We start from the raw sequence: 26,629 nt of genomic DNA, 5'->3' as shown, positions 1-26,629 counted from the left end.
CTTATTGTGGTCATTGCGATGATTAGCACTTTTTCTGATTGCCGGGCAATCATCGATTAATTTCGCTTGCGACTTTGGCAGCATTTTGTAATGTGAAGCATATCCCAGTTCAATACTGGCTTGCACAATCAGCACACACCCCTTGCAGGAAAAAAATGCTATGAAAAACGTTGGTTTTATCGGCTGGCGCGGTATGGTCGGCTCTGTACTCATGCAACGCATGGTTGAAGAGCGCGATTTCGACGCCATCCGCCCGGTCTTCTTCTCCACTTCCCAGCTCGGCCAGGCTGCACCGTCCTTTGGTGGTACCACAGGCACGTTGCAGGATGCTTACGATCTGGAAGCGCTGAAGGCACTCGACATTATTGTGACCTGCCAGGGCGGCGATTATACCAACGAAATTTATCCGAAGCTGCGTGAAAGCGGCTGGCAGGGCTACTGGATTGACGCGGCCTCTTCGCTGCGTATGAAAGACGATGCCATCATCATTCTCGACCCGGTTAACCAGGATGTCATCACCGACGGCCTGAACAACGGCGTGAAAACGTTTGTTGGCGGTAACTGCACCGTCAGCCTGATGCTGATGTCCCTCGGCGGCCTGTTCGCACAGGATCTGGTGGAGTGGGTCTCCGTAGCGACCTACCAGGCGGCGTCCGGCGGCGGCGCGCGTCATATGCGCGAGCTGCTGACCCAGATGGGCCAGCTGCACCAGAGCGTCGCGACCGAGCTGGCAAACCCGGCGTCCGCGATCCTCGATATCGAGCGTAAAGTCACTCAGCTCACCCGCAGCGGCGAGTTGCCGGTGGATAACTTTGGCGTACCGCTGGCTGGCGGCCTGATACCGTGGATCGACAAACAGCTGGATAACGGCCAGACCCGCGAAGAGTGGAAGGGCCAGGCTGAGACCAACAAAATCCTCGCCACCGCGAACACCATTCCGGTTGACGGTCTGTGCGTGCGTATCGGCGCGCTGCGCTGCCACAGCCAGGCTTTCACCATTAAACTGAAAAAAGATGTGTCTATTCCTACCGTGGAAGAGCTGCTGGCCGCGCACAACCCGTGGGCGAAAGTGGTGCCAAACGATCGCGATATCACCATGCGCGAACTGACCCCGGCAGCCGTTACCGGCACGCTGACCACCCCGGTTGGCCGCCTGCGCAAGCTGAACATGGGACCGGAGTACCTCTCCGCGTTCACCGTTGGCGACCAGCTTCTTTGGGGTGCCGCCGAGCCGCTGCGCCGCATGCTGCGCCAGCTGGCGTAATAATTTGTTAAACACCGGGGGTGAATGTCACCCCCTTTTTTTGCGTACTACATGGAGTAAAACGCAGATGTCTTATTTTTTATCAGGAGGGCCCACGACGTTGGCTATGCTTTAAGGAAGATTTATTTCTCACCTGAGGGTAGGGCGGAGCAGAGAGGATTAACTGCACCGTTTAGGTCACATTAAAAGTCGTCCCGGAGCGCGTAAAAAGGGCGACATAAAAAAACAGGATGAATACCATGTCCGATCGTATTTCGAGAGACGTGATTAATGCGCTTATTGCGGGTCACTTTGCCGACCCCTTTTCTGTGCTAGGGATGCACCGTACAGAGGCCGGACTGGAAGTTCGGGCGCTGTTACCGGATGCAACAGAAGTGTGGGTTATCGAACCCAAAACCGGCCGCAAGGTGGGTAATCTGGAATGCCTCGACTCGCGTGGCTTCTTCTCGGGCGTCATGCCCCGCCGTAAAAATCCTTTTCGTTATCAGCTTGCCGTTATCTGGCACGGTCAGCAAAACCTGATTGATGATCCCTATAGCTTCGGCCCGCTCTTAAAAGAGATGGACGCCTGGCTGCTGTCCGAAGGGACCCATTTACGCCCCTACGAAACGCTGGGTGCCCATGCGGATACCATGGACGGTATCACCGGCACGCGCTTTGCCGTATGGGCGCCAAACGCCCAGCGCGTCTCCGTCGTCGGGCAGTTCAACTACTGGGACGGTCGTCGTCACCCCATGCGCCTGCGCCGGGAAACCGGTATCTGGGAGCTGTTTATCCCCGGCGCGCACAACGGTCAGCTCTACAAATTCGAGATGATCGATGCCAACGGCAAGCTGCGTATTAAATCCGACCCGTACGCCTTTGAGGCCGAACTGCGCCCGAATACCGCCTCGCTGATTTGCGGCCTGCCGGAGAAGGTTGTCCAGAGCGAGGAGCGCAAGCAGGCCAACCGCTTTGATGCGCCGATCTCCGTCTATGAAGTGCATCTCGGCTCCTGGCGTCGCCACACCGATAACAACTTCTGGCTGAGCTATCGCGAGCTGGCGGACCAGCTGGTGCCGTACGCCAAATGGATGGGCTTTACCCATCTGGAGCTGCTGCCAATCAACGAACACCCGTTCGACGGTAGCTGGGGCTATCAGCCGACCGGGCTATATGCGCCTACGCGCCGCTTCGGCACGCGCGATGACTTCCGCTATTTCATTGATGCCGCGCACGCTGCCGGACTGAACGTGATCCTCGACTGGGTGCCGGGCCACTTCCCGTCGGATGATTTTGCGCTGGCAGAGTTTGACGGTACGAAGCTGTACGAGCACAGCGATCCGCGCGAAGGCTATCACCAGGACTGGAACACGCTGATCTACAACTACGGTCGCCGTGAAGTGTCAAACTACCTGGTCGGGAACGCGCTGTACTGGATCGAACGTTTCGGCATTGATGCCCTGCGCGTCGATGCAGTGGCGTCGATGATCTACCGCGACTACAGCCGCAAAGAGGGTGAGTGGATCCCAAACGAGTATGGCGGGCGTGAAAACCTCGAAGCGATTGAGTTTCTGCGCAACACCAACCGCATTATCGGCGAGCAGGTGGAAGGCGCCGTGACCATGGCGGAAGAGTCAACAGACTTCCCGGGCGTTTCCCGTCCACCGGCAATGGGCGGCCTGGGCTTCTGGTACAAGTGGAACCTCGGCTGGATGCACGACACGCTCGACTACATGAAGCTTGACCCGGTTTATCGTCAGTATCACCACGATAAGCTCACCTTCGGGCTACTCTACAACTACACCGAAAACTTCATGCTGCCGCTTTCGCACGATGAAGTGGTACACGGCAAGAAATCCGTTCTCGACCGCATGCCGGGGGACGCGTGGCAGAAGTTTGCCAACCTGCGCGCCTATTACGGCTGGATGTTCGCCTTCCCGGGCAAAAAACTGCTGTTTATGGGCAACGAATTTGCGCAAGGGCGCGAATGGAACCACGACACCAGCCTTGACTGGCATCTGCTGGAAGGCGCGGACAACTGGCACCACGGCGTGCAGCGTCTGGTTCGCGACCTGAACCTGACCTATCGTCACCACAAAGCGCTGCACGAGCTGGACTTCGATCCGTACGGCTTTGAGTGGCTGGTGGTGGACGACCACGAGCGCTCGGTGTTTGTCTTTGTACGACGTGATAAAGCCGGTAACGAGATCATCGTCGCCAGCAACTTCACGCCGATACCGCGCGAACACTACCGCTTCGGCATAAACCAGCCGGGCAAATGGCGCGAAATCCTTAACACCGACTCCATGCACTACCACGGCAGCAACGCCGGTAACGGTGGCCTGGTACAGAGCGACGCCATCGAAAGCCACGGTCGTCCGAACTCCCTTGGCCTGACGCTGCCGCCGCTGAGCACAATCTGGCTGGTGCGGGAGGGAGAATGACGCAGCTCTCGGCAGGTAAACCCGAACCGCTCGGGGCGAGTTTTGACGGAAAGGGGGTGAACTTTACGCTCTTTTCTGCCCACGCTGAGCGGGTGGAACTCTGTGTGTTTGACGGGGAAGGTAACGAACACCGTTACGATTTACCGGCGCGCACGGGGGATACCTGGCATGGCTACCTGCCCGGAGGACGGCCGGGGATGCACTACGGTTTTCGCGTACACGGCCCCTGGGAGCCCTCTCAGGGGCACTGGTTTAACCCGGCGAAGCTGCTGATTGACCCATGTGCGCACCGCGTGGACGGCGAGTTTAAAGACGACCCGCTGTTCCACGTTGGCTACGGCGAACCAGACCACCGCGACAGCGCACCCGTCGCGCCCAAAAGCGTGGTGGTACACGATCTCTACGACTGGGAAGACGATGCCCCGCCTCGCACGCCGTGGGGCAACACCGTTATTTATGAAGCCCACGTCAAAGGGCTGACGTATCTGCATCCGTCAATCCCCAAAGAGATGCGCGGTACCTACAAAGCGCTTGGGCATCCGACGATGGTCGCGTACCTGAAGCACTTAGGGATCACCGCCCTGGAGCTGTTGCCCGTGGCGCATTTTGCCAGCGAGCCGCGGCTGCAGCGTCTTGGGTTAAGCAACTACTGGGGCTACAACCCGCTGGCGATGTTCGCCCTCGACCCGCGCTACGCGGTGCATCCGGAGAAGGCGCGGGATGAGTTTCGCGATGCGGTGAAGGCGCTTCACGCGGCGGGTATCGAGGTCATTCTGGACGTGGTGTTGAACCACAGTGCAGAAAGCGATCTTGATGGCCCGACGCTCTCACAGCGCGGAATCGATAACCGTAGCTATTATTGGATCAGGGACGACGGCGATTACGAGAACTGGACCGGGTGCGGTAACACCCTCAACCTCAGTGATCCGGCCGTTACGCATTACGCGTACGCGTGCCTGAAATACTGGGTTGAGACGTTCCACGTGGACGGTTTTCGTTTCGACCTGGCGCCGGTAATGGGGCGCACCCCGGCGTTCAGCCAGCAGGCGCCGCTGTTTGAGGCCATCAAAAACTGTCCGGTGCTTTCAAAGGTGAAGCTGATTGCGGAGCCCTGGGACATCGGCGAGGGCGGTTATCAGGTGGGGAACTTCCCGCCGCTGTTTGCCGAGTGGAACGACCACTTCCGCGATGCCGTCCGCCGCTTCTGGCTGACGCGCGATCTGTCGCTGGGGGAGTTTGCCGGTCGCTTTGCCGGCTCCAGCGATCTCTTTAAGCGTGACGGCAAACGTCCGTCGGCCACCATTAATCTGGTGACGGCGCACGACGGTTTTACGCTGCGCGACTGCGTTTGTTTCAATCAGAAACACAATGAGGCAAACGGCGAAGAGAATCGCGATGGGACTAACAACAACCATAGCTTTAACCATGGTATAGAAGGGTTAGGCGGAAGTCTGGATGTGATCGAGCGGCGACGCGCCAGCGTTCATGCGCTGCTGACGACGCTTTTGTTGTCGCAGGGCACGCCGATGCTGCTGGCGGGCGATGAGCACGGTCACAGCCAGCACGGCAACAACAACGCCTATTGCCAGGACAACACCCTGACCTGGCTCAACTGGGAAGAAGCGAACAGCGGGTTGACCCATTTCACCGCGGCGCTGATCCATCTTCGCCAGCACATCCCCGCGCTCACCGCCGACAGCTGGTGGGAAGAGGGCGACGGCAACGTTCGCTGGCTGAATAAAGACGCGCAACCGTTAAGCGCGCAAGAGTGGCAACACAGCATACCCTGTCTGCAAATCCTGCTTTCGGATGCGTGGCTGGTGACGCTGAACGCGACGGATGACGTCGCAGAGATTGTTTTACCTGACGGGGAATGGCGAGCCATTCCTCCCTTTGCCGGAGCGGATAATCCGGTTGTTATGGCTGTCTGGCACGGGCCTGCGCACGGAGTGTGCGTATTCCAAAGATGATAAAAAAGGAGTTAGTCATGGTTAGATTAGAGAAGAACGATCCGTTAATGTTGGCGCGCCAGCTACCATTAAAAACAGTTGCCCTGATCCTCGCGGGCGGGCGTGGTACCCGTCTGAAAGATTTGACCATCAAGCGCGCCAAACCGGCCGTTCACTTTGGTGGTAAGTTCCGTATTATCGATTTTGCACTCTCCAACTGCCTGAACTCAGGCATTCGCCGTATTGGCGTCATTACCCAGTATCAGTCGCACACGCTGGTGCAGCACATTCAGCGCGGCTGGTCATTCTTCAGCGAAGAGATGAACGAGTTTGTCGATCTGCTCCCGGCGCAGCAGCGCGTTCACGGGGAGAACTGGTACCGCGGCACGGCGGATGCCGTGACCCAGAACCTCGACATCATTCGCCGCTACAACGCGGAATACATCGTTATCCTCGCCGGGGACCACATCTACAAGCAAGATTACTCCCACATGCTGATCGACCACGTCGAAAAAGGTGCGCGCTGCACCGTGGCGTGTCTGCCGGTGCCTGTTGCAGAAGCAACCGCGTTTGGCGTGATGCATGTAGATGGCGATGACAAGATTATCGACTTTGTCGAAAAACCGGCGAATCCGCCAACCATGCCGGGAGACGACACCAAATCGCTCGCCAGCATGGGGATCTATGTCTTTGATGCCGATTATCTTTATGAACTGCTGGAAGAAGACGACAAAGACGAAAACTCCAGCCACGACTTCGGTAAAGACATCATCCCGAAAATTACCAAAGCTGGCATGGCGTATGCACATCCTTTCCCGTTGTCCTGCGTGCAGTCCGATCCGAATGCGGAACCTTACTGGCGCGACGTCGGCACGCTGGAAGCCTACTGGAAAGCCAACCTCGATCTGGCGTCCGTGACGCCTGAACTGGATATGTACGACCAGAACTGGCCGATTCGCACCCATATGGAATCGCTGCCGCCGGCGAAGTTCGTCCAGGATCGCTCCGGCAGCCACGGTATGACGCTGAACTCGCTGGTCTCTGGCGGGTGCATTATCTCCGGTTCGGTGGTGGTGCAGTCCGTGCTGTTCCCGCGCGTGCGTATAAACTCATTCTGTAATATCGATTCGGCAGTCCTGCTGCCGGATGTCTGGGTAGGGCGCTCATGTCGTCTGCGTCGCTGCGTTATCGACCGTGCCTGCGTCATTCCCGAAGGGATGGTGATTGGGGAAAACGCGGAAGAAGATGCACGTCGTTTCTACCGATCGGAAGAGGGGATCGTGTTAGTAACACGGGAAATGTTGCGGAAGCTGCAAATCAAACAGGAGCGATGATGCAGGTTTTACACGTATGTTCTGAGATGTTCCCGTTGTTAAAAACGGGCGGACTGGCGGATGTTCTTGGTGCATTACCGGCGGCGCAAATTGCCGGAGGGGTGGATACCCGCGTGTTGTTACCCGCTTTTCCGGATATCCGGCGTGGTATTCCCGATGCGAAGGTTGTTACCCGCCGCGAGACCTTCGCGGGACGTATCACCCTGCTGTTTGGACATTACAATGGCGTAGGGATTTACCTGATTGATGCGCCGCATTTATACGACCGACCCGGCAGCCCGTATCACGATACCAACCTGTACGCCTATACCGATAACGTGCTGCGCTTTGCCCTGCTCGGCTGGGTGGGGGCGGAGATGGCCGTCGGGCTGGATCCGTTCTGGTGTCCGAACGTGGTGCACGCGCACGACTGGCATGCGGGGCTGGCTCCTGCGTATCTGGCGGCGAAAGGACACCCGGCGAAATCGGTGTTTACGGTGCACAACCTGGCGTATCAGGGCATGTATTACGCGCATCATATGAATGACATCGATCTGCCATGGTCGTTCTTTAACATGCACGGACTGGAGTTTAACGGACAGATTTCGTTCCTGAAGGCCGGTCTGTACTACGCCGACCACATCACGGCGGTCAGCCCAACCTACGCGCGGGAAATTACCCAGCCGGAGTTCGGTTACGGTATGGAAGGGCTACTGCAACAGCGCCACCGTGAAGGTCGTCTGTCGGGCATTCTGAACGGCGTGGATGAACAGATCTGGAATCCGGAAACGGACCTCCTGCTGGCAGCGCGCTATGGTCGCGACTCCGTGGAGGACAAAGCGGAGAACAAGCGTCAGCTACAGATTGCGATGGGGCTGAAGGTCAACGACAAGGTACCGCTGTTTGCGGTGGTCAGCCGCCTGACCAGCCAGAAAGGGCTGGATCTGGTGCTGGAAGCGCTGCCAGGATTACTGGAGCAGGGCGGCCAGCTGGCGCTGCTCGGCGCGGGCGACCCGGTATTGCAGGAAGGTTTCCTCGCGGCCGCGGCGGAACATCCGGGGCAGGTGGGCGTGCAGATTGGCTATCACGAAGCGTTCTCGCACCGCATCATGGGCGGCGCAGACGTGATTCTGGTGCCGAGCCGTTTCGAGCCCTGCGGCCTGACGCAGCTCTATGGTCTGAAATACGGCACGCTGCCGCTGGTACGCCGCACGGGCGGGCTGGCGGATACGGTGTCTGACAGCTCCCTGGAAAACCTGGCGGATGGTATCGCCAGCGGGTTTGTTTTCGAGGACAGTAATGCCTGGTCGCTACTTCGGGCGATCCGGCGTGCTTTCGTCTTGTGGTCCCGTCCATCCCTGTGGCGTTACGTACAACGTCAGGCGATGTCCATGGACTTTGGCTGGCACGTTGCGGCGCAGTCCTACCGCGACCTTTATCAACGCTTGATGTAACGAGGCGAAGTTACTGATATGAATGCTCCATTTAGCTACTCTTCCCCCACGCTCAGCGTTGAGGCGTTGAAACACTCCATCGCCTATAAGCTGATGTTTACCATTGGGAAAGATCCCGTTATTGCCAACAAACATGAGTGGCTGAACGCCACGCTGTTTGCGGTGCGTGACCGTATGGTCGAACGCTGGCTGCGCTCCAACCGCGCCCAGCTCTCGCAGGAGACGCGACAGGTGTATTACCTGTCGATGGAGTTTTTGATTGGTCGCACCCTCTCCAATGCGCTGTTATCGCTCGGGATTTATGACGACGTCAAAAACGCACTGGAAGAGATGGGGCTGGACTTAGAAGAGCTGATTGACGAAGAGAACGACCCGGGGCTGGGTAACGGTGGTCTCGGGCGTCTTGCCGCCTGCTTCCTCGATTCACTGGCGACGCTGGCGCTGCCGGGACGCGGGTACGGTATTCGCTACGACTACGGCATGTTCAAGCAGAACATCGTTGATGGGCGTCAGAAAGAGTCGCCGGACTACTGGCTGGAGTACGGTAACCCGTGGGAGTTCAAGCGCCACAACACGCGCTACAAGGTGCGTTTTGGCGGGCGTATTCAGCAGGAAGGGAAAAAATCCCGCTGGGTGGAAACCGAAGAGATCCTCGCCGTGGCCTATGACCAGATTATCCCCGGCTACGACACCGATGCGACCAACACGCTGCGCCTGTGGAACGCGCAGGCCAGTAGCGAGATCAACCTCGGTAAATTCAATCAGGGTGACTACTTCGCGGCGGTGGAAGATAAAAACCACTCTGAGAACGTGTCCCGCGTCCTGTATCCGGATGACTCGACCTACTCGGGCCGCGAGCTGCGTCTGCGTCAGGAGTATTTCCTCGTCTCGGCAACGATTCAGGATATCCTTAGCCGTCACTATCAGCTGCACAAAACCTATGCGAATCTGGCGGAGAAAACGGCGATTCACCTCAACGATACCCATCCGGTGCTGTCGATCCCTGAGCTGATGCGCCTGCTGATTGACGAGCATAAGTTCAGCTGGGATGACGCGTTTGAAGTGACCTGCCAGGTGTTCTCGTACACCAACCATACGCTGATGAGTGAAGCGCTGGAGACGTGGCCGGTGGATATGCTCGGCAAAATTCTGCCGCGTCACCTGCAAATCATCTTCGAGATCAACGACTACTTCCTCAAGACCTTGCAGGAGCAGTACCCGAACGATACCGGCCTGCTGAGCCGCGCCTCGATCATTGATGAATCCAATGGTCGCCGCGTACGCATGGCCTGGCTGGCGGTGGTGATCAGCCATAAGGTTAACGGGGTTTCAGAGCTGCATTCGAACCTGATGGTGCAGTCCCTGTTTGCAGACTTTGCGAAGATCTTCCCGACGCGTTTCTGCAACGTGACCAACGGCGTCACCCCGCGCCGCTGGCTGGCGCTGGCGAACCAGCCGCTGTCTGACGTGCTGGACGAAAATATCGGCCGCACCTGGCGCACCGATTTGAGCCAGCTGAGCGAGCTTGAGCAACACATTGATTTTCCGACGGTGAACAAAGCCGTACGGGAAGCCAAGCTGCTGAACAAGAAACGGCTGTCAGTCTGGCTGGCGATGCATCTCAACGTGGTGGCGAACCCGAAAGCGCTGTTCGACGTGCAGATCAAACGTATCCACGAGTACAAGCGTCAGCTGATGAACGTCCTGCACGTCATCACTCACTACAACCGCATTAAGGCTGACCCGACGGCGGAGTGGGTGCCGCGCGTGAAAATCTTTGCCGGTAAGGCGGCCTCCGCGTACTACATGGCGAAGCACATCATTCATCTTATCAACGATGTGGCGAAGGTAGTGAACCAGGATCCGGACATTGGCGACAAGCTGAAAGTGGTGTTTATCCCGAACTACAGCGTAAGCCTGGCGCAGCTGATTATTCCGGCGGCGGATCTCTCAGAGCAGATTTCCACGGCGGGGACGGAAGCATCCGGCACCAGCAACATGAAGTTTGCCCTGAACGGCGCGCTGACCATCGGCACGCTGGACGGCGCAAATGTCGAAATGCTGGAGCATGTGGGCGCGGAGAATATCTTTATCTTCGGGAATACGGCGGAAGAGGTGGAGGCGCTGCGCAAGCAGGGCTACTCGCCGCGTGAGTATTATGAAGAGGATGAAGAGTTACGCCAGGTGCTGACGCAAATCGCCACCGGGGTGTTTAACCCTGAGGAGCCTGGGCGCTATCGTGACCTGGTGGACTCGCTGATTAACTTTGGCGATCATTATCAGGTGCTGGCGGATTACCGCAGCTACGTGGATTGTCAGGATAAGGTGGACGAACTGTACCGTCAGCAGGAGAAGTGGACCAGCGCCGCGATGCATAACATCGCCAACATGGGATACTTCTCGTCAGACAGGACCATCAAAGAGTATGCCGAGAATATCTGGCATATTGATCCGGTGCGGTTGTAAAAACAAAGCCGGGTGGCGGCTCCGCCTTACCCGGCCTACTCGATCCTGTAGGCCCGGTAAGCGCAGCGCCACCGGGCATTTTTTGTCACCCTCAGGACGCCAGTGACAATTCACGCTTTCCCGCATGCTGTTGCAACCATTGCGCCACGCGAGACTGCTGCTCGGCATTCAGCCACATCCCTTCTTTAGTACGACGCCAGATGGCATCGTCCAGACGGCGCACCCATTCGTGTTCCACCAGGTAGCGCAGTTCCGCTTCGTACAGCTCATGGCCAAAATGCTCGCCCAGATCGGCAATCTCTTTCGCGTTGCCGAGGAACAGTTCGGTATTGCTGCCGTAGGTGCGGGCGTAGTGGCGCGCCATTCCTTCGGTAATGAACGGGAAGCGGCGACGCAGCTTCGCGGCGTAATCGTCGCGGTTATTGCCGATATCGCCGCCAGGCAGCACGGCGCCTTTCGTCCACGCCGGGCCGATGCCTTTGTAATACGGCGCCAGTTTCTCCAGCGCGTGCTCCGCCAGTTTACGGTAGGTGGTGAGCTTACCGCCAAACACCGACAGCAGCGGCGCCTGACCGTCCACGTCATGAATATCAAGCGTATAGTCACGGGTGATGGCCTGCGGTGAGTCAGACTCGTCATCACACAGCGGACGCACGCCGGAGTAGGTCCAGACCACGTCATCGCGCGCCAGCTGTTTCTTAAAGTGTGCGTTGTACACTTTCAGCAGGTAGCTGACTTCGCTCTCTTCAATCTCAACGTTTTTCGGATCGCCCTTGTACTCCACGTCAGTGGTGCCGATGATGGAGAACTCGTCCATCCACGGGATCACAAACACGATGCGCTTGTCTTCGTTTTGCAGGATATAAGCCTGCTTCTGGGTATGCACGCGCGGCACCACAATGTGGCTGCCCTTGATCAGGCGGATGCCGTACGGAGAAGGCAGGTGCATACCGTCATCGAAGAACTGTTTCACCCACGGGCCGGTGGCGTTCACCAGGCCGCGCGCTTTCCAGCTAAACTTCTCGCCGGTATCCACGTCTTCCGCTTCCACGATCCACAGGCCGTTTTCGCGGCGCGCGGCGATCGCGCGGGTACGGGTTTTCACCTCGCCGCCTTTCTTCTCGACCATCTGCGCGTTAGCCAGCACCAGACGCGCATCGTCCACCCAGCAGTCGGAATATTCGAAACCGCGCACGATTTCAGGCTTAAGGACCGATTCTGAGCCAAAACGCAAACCGGTCGAACCCGGCAGGCTGGTGCGTTTACCCAGATGATCGTACATGAACAGGCCGATGCGGATCATCCACGCCGGACGCAGGTGCGGGCGGTGGGGCAGGCGGAAGCGCATCGGGATCGCCAGATGCGGAGCCATTTTCAGCAGCACTTCGCGTTCGGCCAGCGCTTCGCTGACCAGGCGGAATTCGTAGTGTTCCAGGTAGCGCAGGCCTCCGTGGATCAGCTTGGAGCTGGCGGACGACGTCGCGCAGGCGAGATCGTTAGCTTCCAGCATCAGCACGGATAAACCGCGTCCTGCGGCATCAACCGCAATACCGGCACCGTTGATGCCCCCGCCTATCACAATCAGATCTTTGGTTTCCATAACACCCTCATGCACTTTCGTTAAAGCTCAAAAATGTTCGATATCGCTCATAATAGCAAAGGAACGCGCTTTTGGTAACATCAAAAAAACAATTTAGAGTGATATGGATAACATAATGGCGTTTACCCGCCGCCAGGACGTACACTACGGGGTAAAATCGTGCGACTAACTTTTCTCCCTCTCCCTGTGGGATAGGGCTGGGGTGAGGGCACCAGAGCGCACCCAACCAGAACAACAGAAAGAGAACACCATGGATCAGTTTGAATGTATTAACGTAGAAGAAGCCCATCAGAAGATGCACCAGAAAACCGCGGTGCTGGTGGATATCCGCGATCCGCAGAGCTTTGCGATGGGCCACACGCCGGGCGCGTTCCATCTCACCAACGACACGCTGGGCGCGTTTATGCGCGATAACGACTTCGACACGCCGGTGATGGTGATGTGCTATCACGGCAACAGCAGTAAAGGCGCGGCGCAGTATCTGCTCCAGCAGGGTTACGACGCGGTATACAGCGTCGATGGCGGCTTCGATGCATGGCATCGTCATTTCCCGGCAGAAGTTGAATACGCGTTTGAGCGCTGATCCCGCTATACTGTCCCCTTTTGTGTGGAAATAAGCGACCGCTGCCCATGTTGATGATCACCTCTTTTAGCAACCCGCGCGTCGCCCAGGCGTTTGTCGATTATATGGCGACGCAGGGCATTATCCTGACTATTCAGCAGCATACACAGACGGATGTCTGGCTGGCAGACGAAAGCCAGGCTGGGCGCGTGAACGCCGAGCTGGCGCGTTTCCTGGAAAACCCGGGCGACCCGCGTTATCTGGCGGCAAGTTGGCAATCCGGCCAGACCGGCAGTGGCCTGCACTATCAACGTTTTCCGTTTCTCGCCACCCTCCGCGAGCGTGCAGGACCGTTTACGCTGCTTTTGATGGCAGCCTGCATCATCGTCTTCATTATTATGAGCGTGGTGGGCGACCAGAGCGTGATGATTGCCCTCGCATGGCCGTACGATCCCTCCCTGCAATTTGACGTCTGGCGCTACTTCACGCATGCGCTGATGCACTTCTCGGTGATGCATATCCTCTTTAACCTGCTGTGGTGGTGGTATCTCGGCGGGGCGGTGGAGAAGCGGCTCGGCAGCGGCAAGCTGATTGTGATCACCCTTATCAGCGCCCTGTTAAGCGGCTATGTGCAGCATAAATTCAGCGGTCCGTGGTTTGGCGGGTTATCCGGCGTGGTGTACGCCCTGATGGGTTACGCCTGGCTCAGAGGCGAGCGCGACCCGGAAAGCGGCATCTATTTACAACGTGGATTAATAACCTTTGCGTTAATATGGCTTATTGCCGGATGGTTTGATCTGTTTGGTATGTCTATCGCCAATGGTGCGCACGTTACCGGCCTGGCGGTTGGGCTGGCGATGGCGCTGGCCGATACGCTCCATGCGCGAAAACGAACATAATTCCCAGGGATATTTCATGAAACAAACACAACGTCATGACGCCATTATCGAACTGGTAAAAAAACAGGGATACGTCAGTACTGAAGAGCTGGTGGAGCAGTTTGCCGTCAGCCCGCAAACCATCCGTCGTGACCTCAACGACCTGGCCGATCAGAACCGTATTCTGCGCCATCACGGCGGCGCGGCGCTGCCGTCCAGCTCGGTGAACACCTCATGGCATGACCGTAAGGCGACGCAAACGGCAGAGAAAGAGCGTATCGCCCGTAAAGTGGCGAGCCAGATCCCGAACGGCGCGACGCTGTTTATTGATATCGGCACCACGCCGGAAGCGGTCGCCCATGCGCTGCTGAATCACGAGAACCTCCGCGTGGTGACCAACAACCTGAACGTGGCCAACACGTTGATGCAGAAAGACGATTTCCGCATCATCCTCGCGGGCGGCGAACTGCGCAGCCGCGACGGGGGCATTATCGGCGAAGCGACGCTCGATTTTATCTCTCAGTTCCGCCTCGATTTCGGCATTCTGGGGATCAGCGGCATCGACACCGACGGCTCGCTGCTGGAGTTTGATTACCACGAGGTGCGCACCAAGCGCGCGATTATTGAGAACTCGCGCCACGTGATGCTGGTGGTGGATCACTCGAAATTTGGCCGCAATGCGATGGTCAACATGGGCAGCATTAGCATGGTGAATGCGGTCTACACCGACGAGATGCCGCCGGCGGGCGTGTTGCAGGTGATTAAGGATAACAATTTGCAGCTGGAGTTGTGCTAGCGGTTGTGTCGGGTGGCGCTGCGCTTACCCGACCTACAAATTGTTCTCCCTCTCCCTGTGGGAGAGGGCCGGGGTGAGGGCATCAGGCCGCACAAAACTAAACTCCGTACCCCATCATCTTCAACAACTGCTGCGCATGCTGCACCGCGTCCTGACGGTGCGCCACGCCCAGCTTCTGATACAGATTGCGAATGTGCGTTTTGATGGTGGTTGCCGCCACCGCCAGCTCACCGGCTATCTGCTCGTTGCTGTAGCCTGAATAGATCAGCCCCAGCACCTGCCATTCACGCTGTGTGAGCGGGCTGGTGCGGATAAGCTCCGGTACTTCCGGATGGTTCAGCAGACGTTCAACAAAGTTCTCATCGAAGTGCGCAAACTTGTGGCGATGGTGCTGGTTGATCTCGCGCAGAATGCGCTGGGCGCGATGCTGATCGAGTTCCGGCAGCGTGTTGAGCTGAATCAGCTGGCGCAACTGCTGGGCCATCACTTCACCCTCAATCACAAAGTGGCTGATAAACCCGGTGCGGTTCGCCAGCTGCAACGCTTCCAGCAGCACGCGCTGGGCATCGTTTTTACGTCCCGCCTGCCAGTAAAGCTGGTTTAACAGCAGCAGGTTGCGGTTTAAATCGCTCATCAGGCGCAGGCTACGGGCGTTTTCGTTTAACTCTTCCAGCACGATTTCGGCAGGCTCGAAGTCACCCAGCAGGATCTGCACGCGGGCAATATTGCGCCACTGGCTTTGCAGGAAGTGGTTATTGGCAAATTCTGGTTTAGGCGTGTGACGCAGCCAGTTTGCGGCGGACTTTTTATCGCCGGTCATCTGCCAGTAAATCACCCGGACCTTATCGGCGTTGGAGACCCAGTCGCTATGGTACTGTCCGTTGCCAAGCAGGTTTTCCAGGCGGTTAAGGTGGTTGCGGGCATTATCCAGGTCGCCGCGCGCCAGCGAGCACTGCACCAGCAGGGCCAGGCACTGGAGTTGCTGCTGCGGCTGGAAGCTCGAAAGCACATTCAGGCCCTGGCGGGCGCAGCTTTCTGCTTCATCCAGACGCGACCATGCCCAGAGCAGCTGAGCGCGAATACGCAACAGGAACTCATGCATCGGCAACTGTTCCAGATGCTGCTCACGGATCAGCTGGAACGCTTTCTCCTGGTTTTCCCAGGCGGCCTGCAGGAACCCCTGAGCAAATAAAATCTCGCTTTGCTGGATCAGGCTCCAGAGGGCGTAGTGCCAGACATCGTGGCGGCGGGCCATCTGTTCGGTTTGCTGCATGAGCGAAAGCGAACGCGTGAGGTCGCCCTTACAGTGCAGCACTTCGCCGTGTACCGAGGTGGCCACAATACGGCTGTAGAAATTCGCCAGCGGCAGCTCATCCAGCGCGACCATCGCCAGCCGTTCGGCTTCTTCCGGGTCGCCGTCGTTAATCGCCACCTGCGCACGCAGGGCGTTAAATTCGCCGTGCAGGGTGGCATCCATCTCGCTTTCCATTTCCTGCTCGGCGCGCGCCAGCAGGGTGTTCACTTCGCTGTAGCGATGCTGGCTCTGCATCAGCCAGGCCTGGAGCAGCACCAGACGCGGATTCTCCAGCAGGCTCTCCCACGGCAGCGCTTTTAACGACTCTTCCAGCAGCGTCAGTTCGCTGTGGTTGAACAGTCCCCACGCGTGGTTGAGCAGAATATCGCGCAGCATACCGGCATCTCCGGCGGCCAGCGCATGGTGGATAGCCTCGCTCGGGAAACCTTGCGCCATCCAGCTTTCGGCGGCGGCGCGGTGAATTTCTGGCAGCTCTGCGGCCATCTCCCACTGGCAACGCTGGCGCAGGAAGCTGCCAAACAGCGGATGGTAGCTAAACCATTCTCCGGGATCGTCCATTCGCGTCAGGAACAAACCCTGACGTTCAATCTCTTCGAGCTGAAGCTGCCCGTTTTCAATACCGGTGACGCGCACAATCAGCGCATCGTTCATCGAACGTAGCAGGGAGCTTTTCAGCAGGAAATGGCGGGTAGTGAGGTCTACGCTGTTGAGTACCTCATCCACCAGATAATCCGACAGGTGGCTGGCGTTGATGCCCGCCAGGCGGCGCGCGGACTGGTGCGTTGGGCTATTGTTTTGCCGCGCGGAAAGGGCAATCAGCTGAAGCGCCGTGGCCCAGCCTGCAACGTCATCACACAGGCGGCTGCTTTCCGACGCCTCAATCGGAGAAGTCAGACGGCAGTCAAAGAACTGTTTCGCTTCCTGATGGGTAAAGGCCAGCTGCTGACTGCCAATTTCCAGTAGCTGATCGCGCACCCGCAGGTTGGCAATGCCCAGCTGCGGAAGGTTGCGCGACAGGACGACCAGCGTCAGGTTTTCCGGCTGATGGCGCAGGAAGAACCGCATCGACTCGTGAATAACCGGGTTGGTGATCAGATGATAATCATCAATCACCACATACAGCGGGCGATGCCATTCGGCCAGTTCGATAAACAGCTGGGAGAACAGAGAGGACAGGCTGGCGTACTGGCGCTTTTGCACCATCACCTCGCTGGTGACGCAGTGTCCGTTGGTTGCCTGCTGAATCGCGGCAATTAAATAGCTGGCAAAACGCTCCTGCTGGTTATCACCTTCATCCAGGGAGTACCAGCCAAGATCGCTTTTACCTGCCGCCCATTGCGAAATGAGCGTTGTTTTTCCATAACCCGCAGGACTCGTAACCAGCGCCAGTCGGAAATTATGCGCACCGGAAAGTTTAGCCAGCAGGCGCTCGCGGACCACAGTATGGTCAAGACGAACCGGGCGACTTAATTTGGACGGAATCAACATAGTTTTCACTTCACTGTGGGGAACGAGAGAATTTATTTTTTTTGCGCTTCGTAATTAATATCTATAAGTTCGGCCAATAGAGGAACTATTGCAAGTTATGTCTGGGTTTGGAGGCTCTGAATTTGCACTCTGTCACAAAACATTCTCATCATTGGTGGAACTTTTCATAAATGGCTGGATGCCGCGCTGTTACTGGCTTGTCTGCATGGCGCGCGGTTGCGCTGAAACTGGTTTCAGAAAGAGATAATGACGGTGAAGTTAATTAACTTTGGGGAAAGTTGCTCTGGCTTAATAGTGTTGCTGGAAAGCCGCTGTACGTGAGAAATATTATTCTACGTAAGTAATCATTTCAGCGATGATTAATTTCCTCCGAAACTGCATTTCATTTCTTTGACGCTCTTCCGGGATCGCTTTTTCAGCGAAGCGCACACTTACACAGTGGCCTCGATCACACTTTTATGCTCATCCCCGCTACTCCTCCCTGCCTAATCCCCGACAGGAGGAGGAAGAGGCGCAATGAGCCAGGCACACTAGCGCCAAATGTGTTTTCTCTCTACAGGATGCCGATTCCCTATGTCACAGCCTACTTTCAACAAAGCTCAATTCCAGGCTGCCCTGACGCGTCAGTGGCAGCGTTTTGGCCTTCATGCTGCAAACGAGATGACGCCTCACCAGTGGTGGCAGGCGGTGAGCGGGGCGCTCGCAGAGCAGCTGGACGCTCAGCCCGCGACGAAGCCTGTGAAAGGCCAGCGTCACGTCAACTACATTTCGATGGAGTTCCTGATTGGCCGTCTGACGGGTAACAATCTGCTGAACCTTGGCTGGTATCAGGACGTCGGCGATGTGCTAAAAGAACACGACATCAACCTGACCGATCTGCTGGAAGAAGAGATTGATCCGGCGCTGGGTAACGGCGGTCTGGGACGTCTGGCAGCCTGCTTCCTGGATTCCATGGCAACCGTGGGCCAGTCGGCCATTGGCTATGGTCTGAACTACCAGTACGGTCTGTTCCGCCAGTCGTTCGCTGACGGCCACCAGATGGAAGCGCCGGACGACTGGCATCGTAATACTTACCCGTGGTTCCGCCACAACGCACAGCTGGATGTGCAGGTCGGGATTGGCGGGAAAGTCACGAAGCAGGGGCTCTGGGAACCAGCGTTCACCATTACCGGTGAAGCCTGGGATCTGCCGGTGCTCGGCTACCGTAACGGCGTGGCGCAGCCGCTGCGTCTGTGGCAGGCGAAGCACGCGCATCCATTTAACCTGACTAAATTCAATGACGGTGATTTCCTGCGCGCCGAGCAGCAGGGTATCGACGCCGAGAAGCTGACCAAAGTGCTCTACCCGAACGACAACCATCTGGCGGGTAAAAAGCTGCGCCTGATGCAGCAATACTTCCAGTGCGCCTGCTCCGTGGCGGACATTCTGCGCCGCCACCACCTGGCAGGCCGCAAGCTGGCGCAGCTGCCGGACTTCGAAGTTATTCAGCTCAACGACACGCACCCAACCATTGCCATCCCGGAACTGCTGCGCGTGCTGATCGACGAGCATCAGCTGAGCTGGGACGACGCCTGGGCCATCACCAGCCGTACCTTCGCCTACACCAACCACACCCTGATGCCAGAAGCGCTGGAGTGCTGGGATGAGAAGCTGGTGAAAACGCTGCTGCCGCGCCATATGCAGATCATCAATAAGATTAACGACCAGTTCAAAACGCTGGTGGAGAAAACCTGGCCGGGCGACAAAGCCGTCTGGGCGAAGCTGGCCGTGGTACACAACAAACAGGTGCGCATGGCGAACATGTGCGTGGTAAGCGGCTTTGCGGTGAACGGCGTGGCCGCGCTGCACTCGGATCTGGTGGTGAAAGATCTCTTCCCGGAATACCACCAGCTGTGGCCGACCAAATTCCACAACGTGACCAACGGCATTACGCCGCGTCGCTGGATCAAACAGTGCAACCCGCTGCTGGCCGGCCTGCTGGACAAGACCCTGAAGAAAGAGTGGGCCAACGATCTGGACCAGCTCATCAACCTGGAAAAATACGCTGACGACGCGAAGTTCCGCGAGCAGTACCGCGCCATTAAGCTGGAGAACAAGGTACGTCTGGCCGAGTTCGTGAAAATGCGTACCGGAATTGAAATTAACCCAAATGCGATTTTCGATATCCAGATCAAACGCCTGCACGAGTACAAACGTCAGCACCTGAACCTGCTGCACATTCTGGCGCTGTACAAAGAGATCCGCGAGAACCCTCAGGCCGACCGCGTCCCGCGCGTGTTCCTGTTCGGTGCGAAAGCGGCGCCGGGCTACTACCTGGCGAAAAACATTATCCTTGCCATTAATAAAGTGGCGGCGGCGATCAACAACGATCCGAAAGTGGGCGACAAGCTGAAGGTGGTGTTCCTGCCGGACTACTGCGTCTCTGCGGCTGAAATGCTGATCCCGGCGGCGGATATTTCCGAGCAGATCTCTACCGCCGGTAAAGAAGCGTCCGGCACCGGCAACATGAAGCTGGCCCTGAACGGCGCGCTGACCGTCGGCACGCTGGACGGTGCGAACGTTGAAATCGCCGAGAAGGTCGGTGAAGAGAACATCTTTATCTTCGGCCATACTGTTGAAGAAGTGAAAGCCATCAAAGCCAAAGGGTACGACCCGGTGAAATGGCGTAAAAAAGACAAAGTGCTGGATGCGGTGTTGAAAGAGCTGGAAAGCGGGAAGTACAGCGACGGCGACAAGCACGCGTTTGACCAGATGCTGCACAGCATGGACAAACAGGGCGGCGACCCGTACCTGGTGATGGCGGACTTCACCGCTTACGTTGAAGCGCAGAAGCAGGTCGACGTGCTGTACCGTGACCAGGATGCCTGGACTCGCGCATGTATCCTGAACACCGCGCGCTGCGGTATGTTCAGCTCTGACCGCTCAATCCGTGATTATCAGGCTCGTATCTGGCAGGCAAAACGCTAAGGAAGCGCGATGGAGAGTAAACGTCTGGACAGTGCCGCGCAGGCGGCGGGAATTAGCCTCAGTTACATCAATGCGCACGGCAAACCGCAGTCTATTGGTGCGGACACCAAAAGACGTTTGCTGGATGCCATGCACAAAACCGACGCGAAAGCGTCGGGAGCGCCGGTGCCGAACGTGAAGGTCTTTACCGCGGGCAAAAAGATGCCGCTGGCGGTGGAAGGACGCGGCGAGTTCAGCTGGCTGCTCACTACCGAAGAGGGGCATCAGCATAAAGGCCATGCCACCGGCGGCAAAACCCTCACCCTTCCGGCGAAGCTGCCGGAGGGCTATCACAGCCTGACGCTCACCCAGAATGACAGCCGCTTCCACTGTCGGGTGATCGTCGCGCCGAAGCGCTGCTATGAGCCGCAGGCGCTACTCGAAGGCAAAAAGCTGTGGGGCGCCTGTGTGCAGCTTTACACCTTGCGTTCAGACAGCAACTGGGGCATTGGCGATTTTGGCGACCTGAAAAAGATGCTGGCATCTGTTGGTGAGCGCGGCGGGGCATTTATCGGCCTCAACCCGATCCACGCCCTCTATCCGGCGAATCCGGAAAGCGCGAGCCCGTACAGCCCGTCTTCCCGCCGCTGGCTGAACGTGATCTACATCGACGTTAACGCGTTAGACGATTTCAAAAACAGCAAAGAGGCGCAGGCGTGGTGGAAGCTGGACACCACCCAACAGATGCTGAAACAGGCCCGCGATGCGGACTGGGTCGATTATGCCTCCGTGACCGCGCTGAAAATGGCGGCGCTGCGTCTGGCCTGGAAGGGCTTTGCGAAGCGTGACGACGAGCAGATGGCAGCCTTCCGCCAGTTTGTGATGCAGGAAGGCGAGAGCCTTTACTGGCAGGCGGCGTTTGATGCGCTGCATGCGTATCAGGTCCAGGAGGATGAGATGCGCTGGGGCTGGCCGGTGTGGCCGGAAGCGTATCAGTCCGTGGATACCCCGGAAGTGAAGGCGTTTTGTGAGACGCATGCCGACGAGGTGGATTTCTATCTCTGGTTGCAGTGGCTGGCGTACAGCCAGTTTGCTGCCTGCTGGCAGGTGAGTCAGGGCTATAACATGCCGATCGGTCTGTATCGCGATCTGGCCGTCGGCGTGGCGGAAGGCGGGGCGGAGACCTGGTGTGACCGTGAACTTTACTGTCTGAAAGCCTCCGTCGGTGCGCCGCCGGATATTCTGGGCCCGCTTGGTCAGAACTGGGGCTTGCCGCCGATGGATCCACACGTGATGGCGGCGCGTGCCTACGAGCCGTTTATCGATCTGCTGCGCGCTAACATGCAGAACTGCGGCGCGTTGCGTATCGACCATGTCATGTCTGTGCTGCGTCTGTGGTGGATCCCGTACGGTGAAACGGCCGATCACGGGGCGTACGTGCAGTATCCGGTGGACGATCTGCTCTCAATCCTCGCGCTGGAGAGTAAACGTCATCAGTGCATGGTGATTGGCGAAGATCTCGGTACCGTGCCGGTTGAGATTGTCAGCAAGCTCCGCGACAGCGGGGTTTACTCCTACAAAGTGCTCTATTTTGAAAACGACCATGAGAAAACCTTCCGCGCGCCGAAAGCGTACCCTGAACAGTCAATGGCAGTCGCGACGACGCATGATCTTCCTACGCTCAGAGGCTACTGGGAAAGCGGCGACCTGACGCTCGGCAAAACGCTGGGTCTCTACCCGGATGAAGAGGTTCTGCGTGGGTTGTATCAGGATCGCGAGCTGGCGAAACAGGGGCTGCTGGATGCGCTGCATAAGCATGGCTGTCTGCCGAAGCGCGCCGGGCATAAGGCGTCGCTGATGTCGATGACGCCAACGCTTAACCGTGGCTTACAGCGCTATATTGCCGACAGCAACAGCGCGTTGCTCGGTCTGCAACCGGAAGACTGGATTGATATGGCGGAGCCGGTAAACATACCCGGTACCAGCTATCAGTACAAAAACTGGCGTCGCAAGCTGTCCACTACGCTTGAAGCGATGTTCGCCGATGACGGGGTGAACAGGCTGATTAAGGATTTGGATAAACGGCGAAAAGCAGCCGCGAAGAAATAATAAAAAACCCGCCAGTGGCGGGTTTTTTATTATCAGGTCGTGCTCATGTAGGTCGGGTAAGGCGTAGCCGCCACCCGACTTAGGGCATCAGACCACCATATTCAACAGCAGCACCCCGACCAGGCCACACACCGAAATAATGGTTTCCAGCGCGGACCAGGACTTGATGGTTTCACCGATGGTCAGGTTGAAGTACTCCTTGAACAGCCAGAAGCCCGGATCGTTCACGTGGGAGAAAATCACGCTGCCCGAACCGACCGCGATAACCATCAGCTCAGGGCTTACGCCCGTGGTCGCAATCAGCGGCGCAACGATACCACCCGCGGTAATCGCCGCAACGGTTGCAGAGCCCAGCGCGATACGCAGCACCGCGGCAATAGACCATGCCATCAGGAGCGGCGATACGTTGGTTTCATGCATCATGGCAGCAATGTATTTATCCACGCCACTGTCGACCAGCACCTGCTTAAACGCGCCGCCACCGCCGATGATCAGCAGCATCATGGCAATGATTTTGATGGAAGAGGTCAGCGTGTCGTTGATCTGATCCATGGAACGACCACGGTTAAGACCGAAGGTGAACATGGCGATCAGGACCGCAATCAGTGTTGCCATCACCGGGTCGCCCAGGAACTCCGCAACGGACAGGAACGCGTGACCTTTCGGCAGAACCATCTCTGCTACGGCACGCATTGCCATCAGGATCACCGGCACCAGAGAGGTCCAGACGCTGACGCCAAAGCCAGGCATCTCTGCATCTGTGAAGGTTTTGGCGCTGTACAGGCCTTCCGGGATGGGCTTATCAATGCCTTTCAGGAAGCGCGCATAAACAGGACCGGCCAGGATAACCGTTGGGATCGCCAGAATCGTACCGAACAGCAGGGTTTTACCCATGTCGGCGTGGAAGATGGTGGCGATAGCCGTTGGACCCGGATGCGGCGGCAGGAAGCCGTGGGTGACGGACAGCGCCGCAGCCATCGGTACGCCTACGAACAGCAGCGGGATGTTGGCGGCAGCGGCGATGGTGAACACCAGCGGCAGCATCAGGACGAAGCCCACTTCATAGAACAGTGCGAAACCGACGGTAAAACCGGTTAACACCACCGCCCACTGGATGTGCTGCTTGCCAAATTTATCGATAAGGGTAGTGGCAATACGCTGCGCGCCACCGCAGTCCGCGAGCATTTTACCGAGCATGGCGCCGAAGCCCATGATCAGCGCCAGGCTGCCGAGCGTACCGCCGACACCGGCTTTAATGGAGCTGATAACTTTAACCAGCGGCATTCCCTGCATCAGACCGACTGCAAGTGCCACCAGAACCAGAGCGATAAATCCGTTCATTTTGAAGCGGATCATCAAGAGCAGTAATAACACAACACCGATAGCGACGATGACTAATGGCATGATTGACCTGGCCTTTGAATTGTTATGGGTAACGTCATTGTTTCAACGACAAATTCCGGTTGTCCCAACTGGGAACAGAGTATTAACGGCACTCATACTGATGCCTGCGAAAACGATAAGTTTAGTCGGCTGTTATAAGGGTGTTGAGTGCCCATGGGAATGATACGGGTAACATGGCGTGATTGAGAATCACCCAGGGAGGCAAAATTTGAATTATGAGACGCAGGTCAACATATAGAGGGGGAGGCAAGAAAAAGCAGGCCCGGTAAGCGCAGCGCCACCGGGCAATACAGACGGGCACTGAATTAGTAGTAAGAGTGCTCGCCGCGCTGGTGTTCGGTCAGATCGCGCACGCCTTTCAGTTCCGGGAATTCGTTCAGCAGTTGCTTCTCGATCCCTTCTTTCAGGGTTACATCGACCATGGAGCAGCCGTTACAGCCGCCGCCGAATTGCAGGATCGCCAGACCATCTTCGGTGATTTCCATCAGGGAAACACGTCCACCGTGGCCGGCCAGCTGCGGGTTGATCTGCGATTGCAGCAGATATTCCACACGCTCCATCAGCGGGGCATCGTCAGAGACTTTACGCATCTTCGCGTTTGGCGCCTTCAGCGTCAGCTGAGAACCCAGCTGGTCGGTGACGAAATCAATCTCCGCATCTTCAAGATACGGCGCGCTCAGCTCATCAACGTATGCGGTGAGCTGTTCAAATTTAAGGGCAGTGTCAGTTGCTTCCACAGCATCCGGAGGACAATAAGAGACACCACATTCTGCATTCGGAGTGCCTGGATTGATCACAAACACGCGGATCTGCGTCCCTTCTTCCTGATTTGCCAGCAGTTTGGCAAAGTGCGCTTGTGCAGAATCGGAAATACGGATCATAGCTTTGGCCTAATAGTTGACTAAATTACCTGGGTATAATCATACGCCCATTGAAGAAGGGCTACAAGGTACGGCACAGACACCATACCTGAACTGACGCGGCGCCGCTTTGCAAAAGCAGTCGGGAAAGTTCAGCCACGGTACTGCCCGTGGTGACGACATCATCCACAATCGCGATATGGAGACCGTTGACCGGCAATTCAAGGCGAAAGGCGTTTTTCAGGTTTCTTTTGCGCGACCGGGCGTTGAGCCGGTGCTGAACGGCAGTGGCATGAATACGTTTCAGCGCAGAGGCGGGGTACCGGCAACCCAGCCAGCGGGCGAGCGGACGGCACAGCAGGTCGCTCTGATTGTATCCCCGCCGCCAGTGCCGACGCTGAAAGAGTGGCACGTTCACGAGCGTGTCGACCGACGGTAGCCCGCGCGTTCTTCGCGCCTGCAATACCGCCAGTAATAACAGGCGTGCCAGTGGCTGCGCCAGCGCGAACTGGCTGGAAAACTTAAACTGATGAACCAGACGACTCAGCGGCAAAACGTAATCATCCACCGCCACCAGCGCGCTCCACGGCGGCGCTTTTTTCAGGCATCGACCACAGGGGAGCGTCTGGCTTACGGCAGGCAAGCCGCATTGCGGACAGCCCTTCAGGTAACCCAGCGCTCCCGTGCAAACGGAACAGACGCCCCACGCGCTCAGCGCAAGTGGCATTCGGCATAGCCAGCACAAGCCGGGCACTGTTAGCATACGCAACCTCCATGTGAAAAAAGAGAACGTTAACTGATGAAGACGCTGTGGTGGCAGACCGTTGGGACGGGAAATTGTCATCTTGTGCTGCTGCACGGATGGGGACTGAACGCCGAAGTGTGGCGTTGCATAAGTGAGGAACTGGCCTCGCAATTTACGGTACACCTGGTGGATCTGCCGGGGTATGGCCGTAGCCACGGCTACGGCGCGATGACGCTCGAGGACATGGCGGAGCAGGTTCTGGAAGCGGCGCCGCAAAAAGCCGTCTGGCTCGGCTGGAGCCTGGGCGGGCTGGTGGCAAGCCAGATTGCGCTGCGCCATCCTGAGCGGGTCCAGGCGCTGATCACCGTTGCCTCATCACCCTGTTTCAGCGCCCGCGAGGCGTGGCCGGGCATCAAACCTGAGGTGCTGGCCGGGTTCCAGCACCAGTTGAGCGAAGATTTCCAGCGGACGGTGGAGCGTTTCCTGGCGTTGCAGACGATGGGAACTGAAACCGCCCGTCAGGACGCGCGGATGCTGAAGCAGACGGTGCTTTCCCTGCCGATGCCGGAGGTTGAGGTGCTGAACGGTGGACTGGAGATCCTGAAAACGGCCGATCTGCGTGAGCCGCTGGCGTCACTGACGGTGCCGCATCTGCGTATTTATGGCTATCTGGATGGACTGGTCCCGCGCAAGGTTGTTCCGCTGCTGGATGCGCTGTGGCCGGAGAGTGAATCAATGGTGGTTGCCAAAGCGGCACATGCGCCGTTCATCTCTCATCCTGCTGAGTTTTGTTCAGCGCTGACCGGTTTTATCAGCGAAGCGTCCACCACTCCCTGAGGCAGGCTTTACCTTCCGGACAACTTTTACAACTGCCGGACAGACAACTGTCCGGCTCTTCCTGAATGCGCACGGCTTTCCCCATCGCCTCCAGCCTTTCCAGCATGGCATCGATCATCGGCTGCGGCGTATGCAGGCTGAGGCTGAGCTGCTTCGCCTCCATTCGTCCCTGTAACGCCAGTAAGTCACGGACCTGAATCAACGATGCCATCTTTTT

General features: G+C 57.5%; 18 protein-coding genes. 12 read left to right on the top strand and 6 right to left on the bottom strand.

Going from position 1 to position 26,629, the window contains the following annotated elements:
• Positions 1-160: 160 nt before the first annotated feature.
• From asd to glgP, 6 genes are all read left to right on the top strand, one after another.
• Positions 161-1,264 (top strand): aspartate-semialdehyde dehydrogenase, encoded by a 1,104-nt coding sequence (gene asd, locus BFV65_RS19860; protein WP_022649649.1) that lies wholly within the window; start codon positions 161-163, stop codon positions 1,262-1,264.
• A 239-nt stretch (positions 1,265-1,503) separates the two neighbouring features.
• Entirely contained in the window at positions 1,504-3,690 is a 2,187-nt protein-coding gene (gene glgB / locus BFV65_RS19855) for a 1,4-alpha-glucan branching enzyme (RefSeq protein ID WP_023298793.1), read from the top strand.
• Complete coding sequence (gene glgX, locus BFV65_RS19850; protein ID WP_069597021.1) at positions 3,687-5,660, top strand: glycogen debranching protein GlgX; 1,974 nt, start codon at positions 3,687-3,689, stop codon at positions 5,658-5,660. Before glgB ends, glgX begins: the two co-directional genes overlap by 4 nt.
• Positions 5,661-5,677: 17 nt before the next feature.
• Positions 5,678-6,973 (top strand): glucose-1-phosphate adenylyltransferase, encoded by a 1,296-nt coding sequence (gene glgC, locus BFV65_RS19845; RefSeq protein WP_003861582.1) that lies wholly within the window; start codon positions 5,678-5,680, stop codon positions 6,971-6,973.
• Positions 6,973-8,406 carry a glycogen synthase GlgA gene (gene glgA / locus BFV65_RS19840; RefSeq protein ID WP_069597020.1) on the top strand — a complete coding sequence of 478 codons (1,434 nt, stop codon included), beginning with the start codon at positions 6,973-6,975 and terminating at the stop codon, positions 8,404-8,406. Before glgC ends, glgA begins: the two co-directional genes overlap by 1 nt.
• 18 nt (positions 8,407-8,424) lie before the next feature.
• Positions 8,425-10,872, top strand: a complete 2,448-nt coding sequence (glgP, locus tag BFV65_RS19835; protein ID WP_023307123.1) for a glycogen phosphorylase — start codon at positions 8,425-8,427, stop codon at positions 10,870-10,872.
• Positions 10,873-10,963: 91 nt separating this feature from the next.
• Here glgP and glpD read toward each other — a convergent pair whose 3' ends face one another.
• A complete protein-coding gene (glpD, locus tag BFV65_RS19830) occupies positions 10,964-12,472 on the bottom strand; it encodes a glycerol-3-phosphate dehydrogenase (protein ID WP_038416857.1) in 1,509 nt (502 codons plus the stop codon).
• A 250-nt stretch (positions 12,473-12,722) separates the two neighbouring features.
• Between glpD and glpE the strand changes: the two genes are divergently transcribed.
• From glpE to BFV65_RS19810, 3 genes are read left to right on the top strand one after another with little or no spacing between them, the layout of a single operon-like run.
• The gene (glpE, locus tag BFV65_RS19820; RefSeq protein WP_022649643.1) at positions 12,723-13,055 is read left to right on the top strand and encodes a thiosulfate sulfurtransferase GlpE; all 333 of its coding nucleotides are present in this window, start codon (positions 12,723-12,725) and stop codon (positions 13,053-13,055) included.
• 47 nt (positions 13,056-13,102) lie between these two features.
• Positions 13,103-13,933, top strand: coding sequence for a rhomboid family intramembrane serine protease GlpG (gene glpG / locus BFV65_RS19815; protein WP_069597019.1), 831 nt, complete (start codon positions 13,103-13,105; stop codon positions 13,931-13,933).
• Positions 13,934-13,949: 16 nt separating this feature from the next.
• Positions 13,950-14,708: a DeoR/GlpR family transcriptional regulator gene (locus tag BFV65_RS19810; protein ID WP_022649641.1), complete on the top strand. Its 759-nt coding sequence runs from the start codon at positions 13,950-13,952 to the stop codon at positions 14,706-14,708.
• Between the two features lie 97 nt (positions 14,709-14,805).
• Here BFV65_RS19810 and malT read toward each other — a convergent pair whose 3' ends face one another.
• Positions 14,806-17,511 carry an HTH-type transcriptional regulator MalT gene (malT, locus tag BFV65_RS19805; RefSeq protein ID WP_022649640.1) on the bottom strand — a complete coding sequence of 902 codons (2,706 nt, stop codon included), beginning with the start codon at positions 17,509-17,511 and terminating at the stop codon, positions 14,806-14,808.
• A gap of 573 nt (positions 17,512-18,084) precedes the next feature.
• Between malT and malP the strand changes: the two genes are divergently transcribed.
• Together malP and malQ are read left to right on the top strand one after the other, a co-directional pair.
• Positions 18,085-20,478: a maltodextrin phosphorylase gene (gene malP, locus BFV65_RS19800; protein ID WP_022649639.1), complete on the top strand. Its 2,394-nt coding sequence runs from the start codon at positions 18,085-18,087 to the stop codon at positions 20,476-20,478.
• A 9-nt stretch (positions 20,479-20,487) separates the two neighbouring features.
• On the top strand, positions 20,488-22,566 hold the full coding sequence (malQ, locus tag BFV65_RS19795) for a 4-alpha-glucanotransferase (protein WP_023298789.1): 2,079 nt from the start codon (positions 20,488-20,490) through the stop codon (positions 22,564-22,566).
• Positions 22,567-22,653: 87 nt separating this feature from the next.
• Here malQ and gntT read toward each other — a convergent pair whose 3' ends face one another.
• The 3 genes from gntT to gntX all read right to left on the bottom strand — a co-directional run bounded on the left by gntT (position 22,654) and on the right by gntX (position 25,593).
• Positions 22,654-23,970 (bottom strand): gluconate transporter, encoded by a 1,317-nt coding sequence (gene gntT / locus BFV65_RS19790; RefSeq protein ID WP_022649637.1) that lies wholly within the window; start codon positions 23,968-23,970, stop codon positions 22,654-22,656.
• A 305-nt stretch (positions 23,971-24,275) separates the two neighbouring features.
• Entirely contained in the window at positions 24,276-24,851 is a 576-nt protein-coding gene (gene nfuA, locus BFV65_RS19785; protein ID WP_003861601.1) for a Fe-S biogenesis protein NfuA, read from the bottom strand.
• Between the two features lie 61 nt (positions 24,852-24,912).
• Entirely contained in the window at positions 24,913-25,593 is a 681-nt protein-coding gene (gene gntX, locus BFV65_RS19780; RefSeq protein ID WP_023298787.1) for a DNA utilization protein GntX, read from the bottom strand.
• 36 nt (positions 25,594-25,629) lie between these two features.
• Between gntX and bioH the strand changes: the two genes are divergently transcribed.
• A complete protein-coding gene (gene bioH / locus BFV65_RS19775; RefSeq protein WP_045622171.1) occupies positions 25,630-26,412 on the top strand; it encodes a pimeloyl-ACP methyl ester esterase BioH in 783 nt (260 codons plus the stop codon).
• On the opposite strand, the gene feoC is transcribed toward bioH, so the two are convergent.
• On the bottom strand, positions 26,387-26,623 hold the full coding sequence (gene feoC / locus BFV65_RS19770) for a [Fe-S]-dependent transcriptional repressor FeoC (protein WP_015571443.1): 237 nt from the start codon (positions 26,621-26,623) through the stop codon (positions 26,387-26,389). The two genes, bioH and feoC, sit on opposite strands and share 26 nt — an antisense overlap.
• Positions 26,624-26,629 lie beyond the last annotated feature (6 nt).

Origin of the sequence: Enterobacter hormaechei subsp. hoffmannii, assembly GCF_001729745.1 — a bacterium.
GTDB classification, from domain to species: Bacteria; Pseudomonadota; Gammaproteobacteria; order Enterobacterales; family Enterobacteriaceae; genus Enterobacter; species Enterobacter intestinihominis.
Note: the sequence above shows the minus strand (reverse complement) of the source record. Positions and strands in the feature narration are given on the sequence as shown.

Excerpts from the sequence above, each read along its gene's own strand:
- glgB (WP_023298793.1), top strand. The coding sequence starts at position 1,504 with ATGTCCGATCGTATTTCGAGAGACGTGATTAATGCGCTTATTGCGGGT.
- bioH (WP_045622171.1), top strand. The coding sequence starts at position 25,630 with ATGAAGACGCTGTGGTGGCAGACCGTTGGGACGGGAAATTGTCATCTT.
- glpD (WP_038416857.1), bottom strand. The coding sequence starts at position 12,472 with ATGGAAACCAAAGATCTGATTGTGATAGGCGGGGGCATCAACGGTGCC.
- gntT (WP_022649637.1), bottom strand. The coding sequence starts at position 23,970 with ATGCCATTAGTCATCGTCGCTATCGGTGTTGTGTTATTACTGCTCTTG.
- glpG (WP_069597019.1), top strand. The coding sequence starts at position 13,103 with ATGTTGATGATCACCTCTTTTAGCAACCCGCGCGTCGCCCAGGCGTTT.
- glgA (WP_069597020.1), top strand. The coding sequence starts at position 6,973 with ATGCAGGTTTTACACGTATGTTCTGAGATGTTCCCGTTGTTAAAAACG.
- malT (WP_022649640.1), bottom strand. The coding sequence starts at position 17,511 with ATGTTGATTCCGTCCAAATTAAGTCGCCCGGTTCGTCTTGACCATACT.
- glgP (WP_023307123.1), top strand. The coding sequence starts at position 8,425 with ATGAATGCTCCATTTAGCTACTCTTCCCCCACGCTCAGCGTTGAGGCG.
- malQ (WP_023298789.1), top strand. The coding sequence starts at position 20,488 with ATGGAGAGTAAACGTCTGGACAGTGCCGCGCAGGCGGCGGGAATTAGC.
- glgC (WP_003861582.1), top strand. The coding sequence starts at position 5,678 with ATGGTTAGATTAGAGAAGAACGATCCGTTAATGTTGGCGCGCCAGCTA.
- asd (WP_022649649.1), top strand. The coding sequence starts at position 161 with ATGAAAAACGTTGGTTTTATCGGCTGGCGCGGTATGGTCGGCTCTGTA.
- feoC (WP_015571443.1), bottom strand. The coding sequence starts at position 26,623 with ATGGCATCGTTGATTCAGGTCCGTGACTTACTGGCGTTACAGGGACGA.
- gntX (WP_023298787.1), bottom strand. The coding sequence starts at position 25,593 with ATGCTAACAGTGCCCGGCTTGTGCTGGCTATGCCGAATGCCACTTGCG.
- malP (WP_022649639.1), top strand. The coding sequence starts at position 18,085 with ATGTCACAGCCTACTTTCAACAAAGCTCAATTCCAGGCTGCCCTGACG.
- glgX (WP_069597021.1), top strand. The coding sequence starts at position 3,687 with ATGACGCAGCTCTCGGCAGGTAAACCCGAACCGCTCGGGGCGAGTTTT.
- nfuA (WP_003861601.1), bottom strand. The coding sequence starts at position 24,851 with ATGATCCGTATTTCCGATTCTGCACAAGCGCACTTTGCCAAACTGCTG.
- BFV65_RS19810 (WP_022649641.1), top strand. The coding sequence starts at position 13,950 with ATGAAACAAACACAACGTCATGACGCCATTATCGAACTGGTAAAAAAA.
- glpE (WP_022649643.1), top strand. The coding sequence starts at position 12,723 with ATGGATCAGTTTGAATGTATTAACGTAGAAGAAGCCCATCAGAAGATG.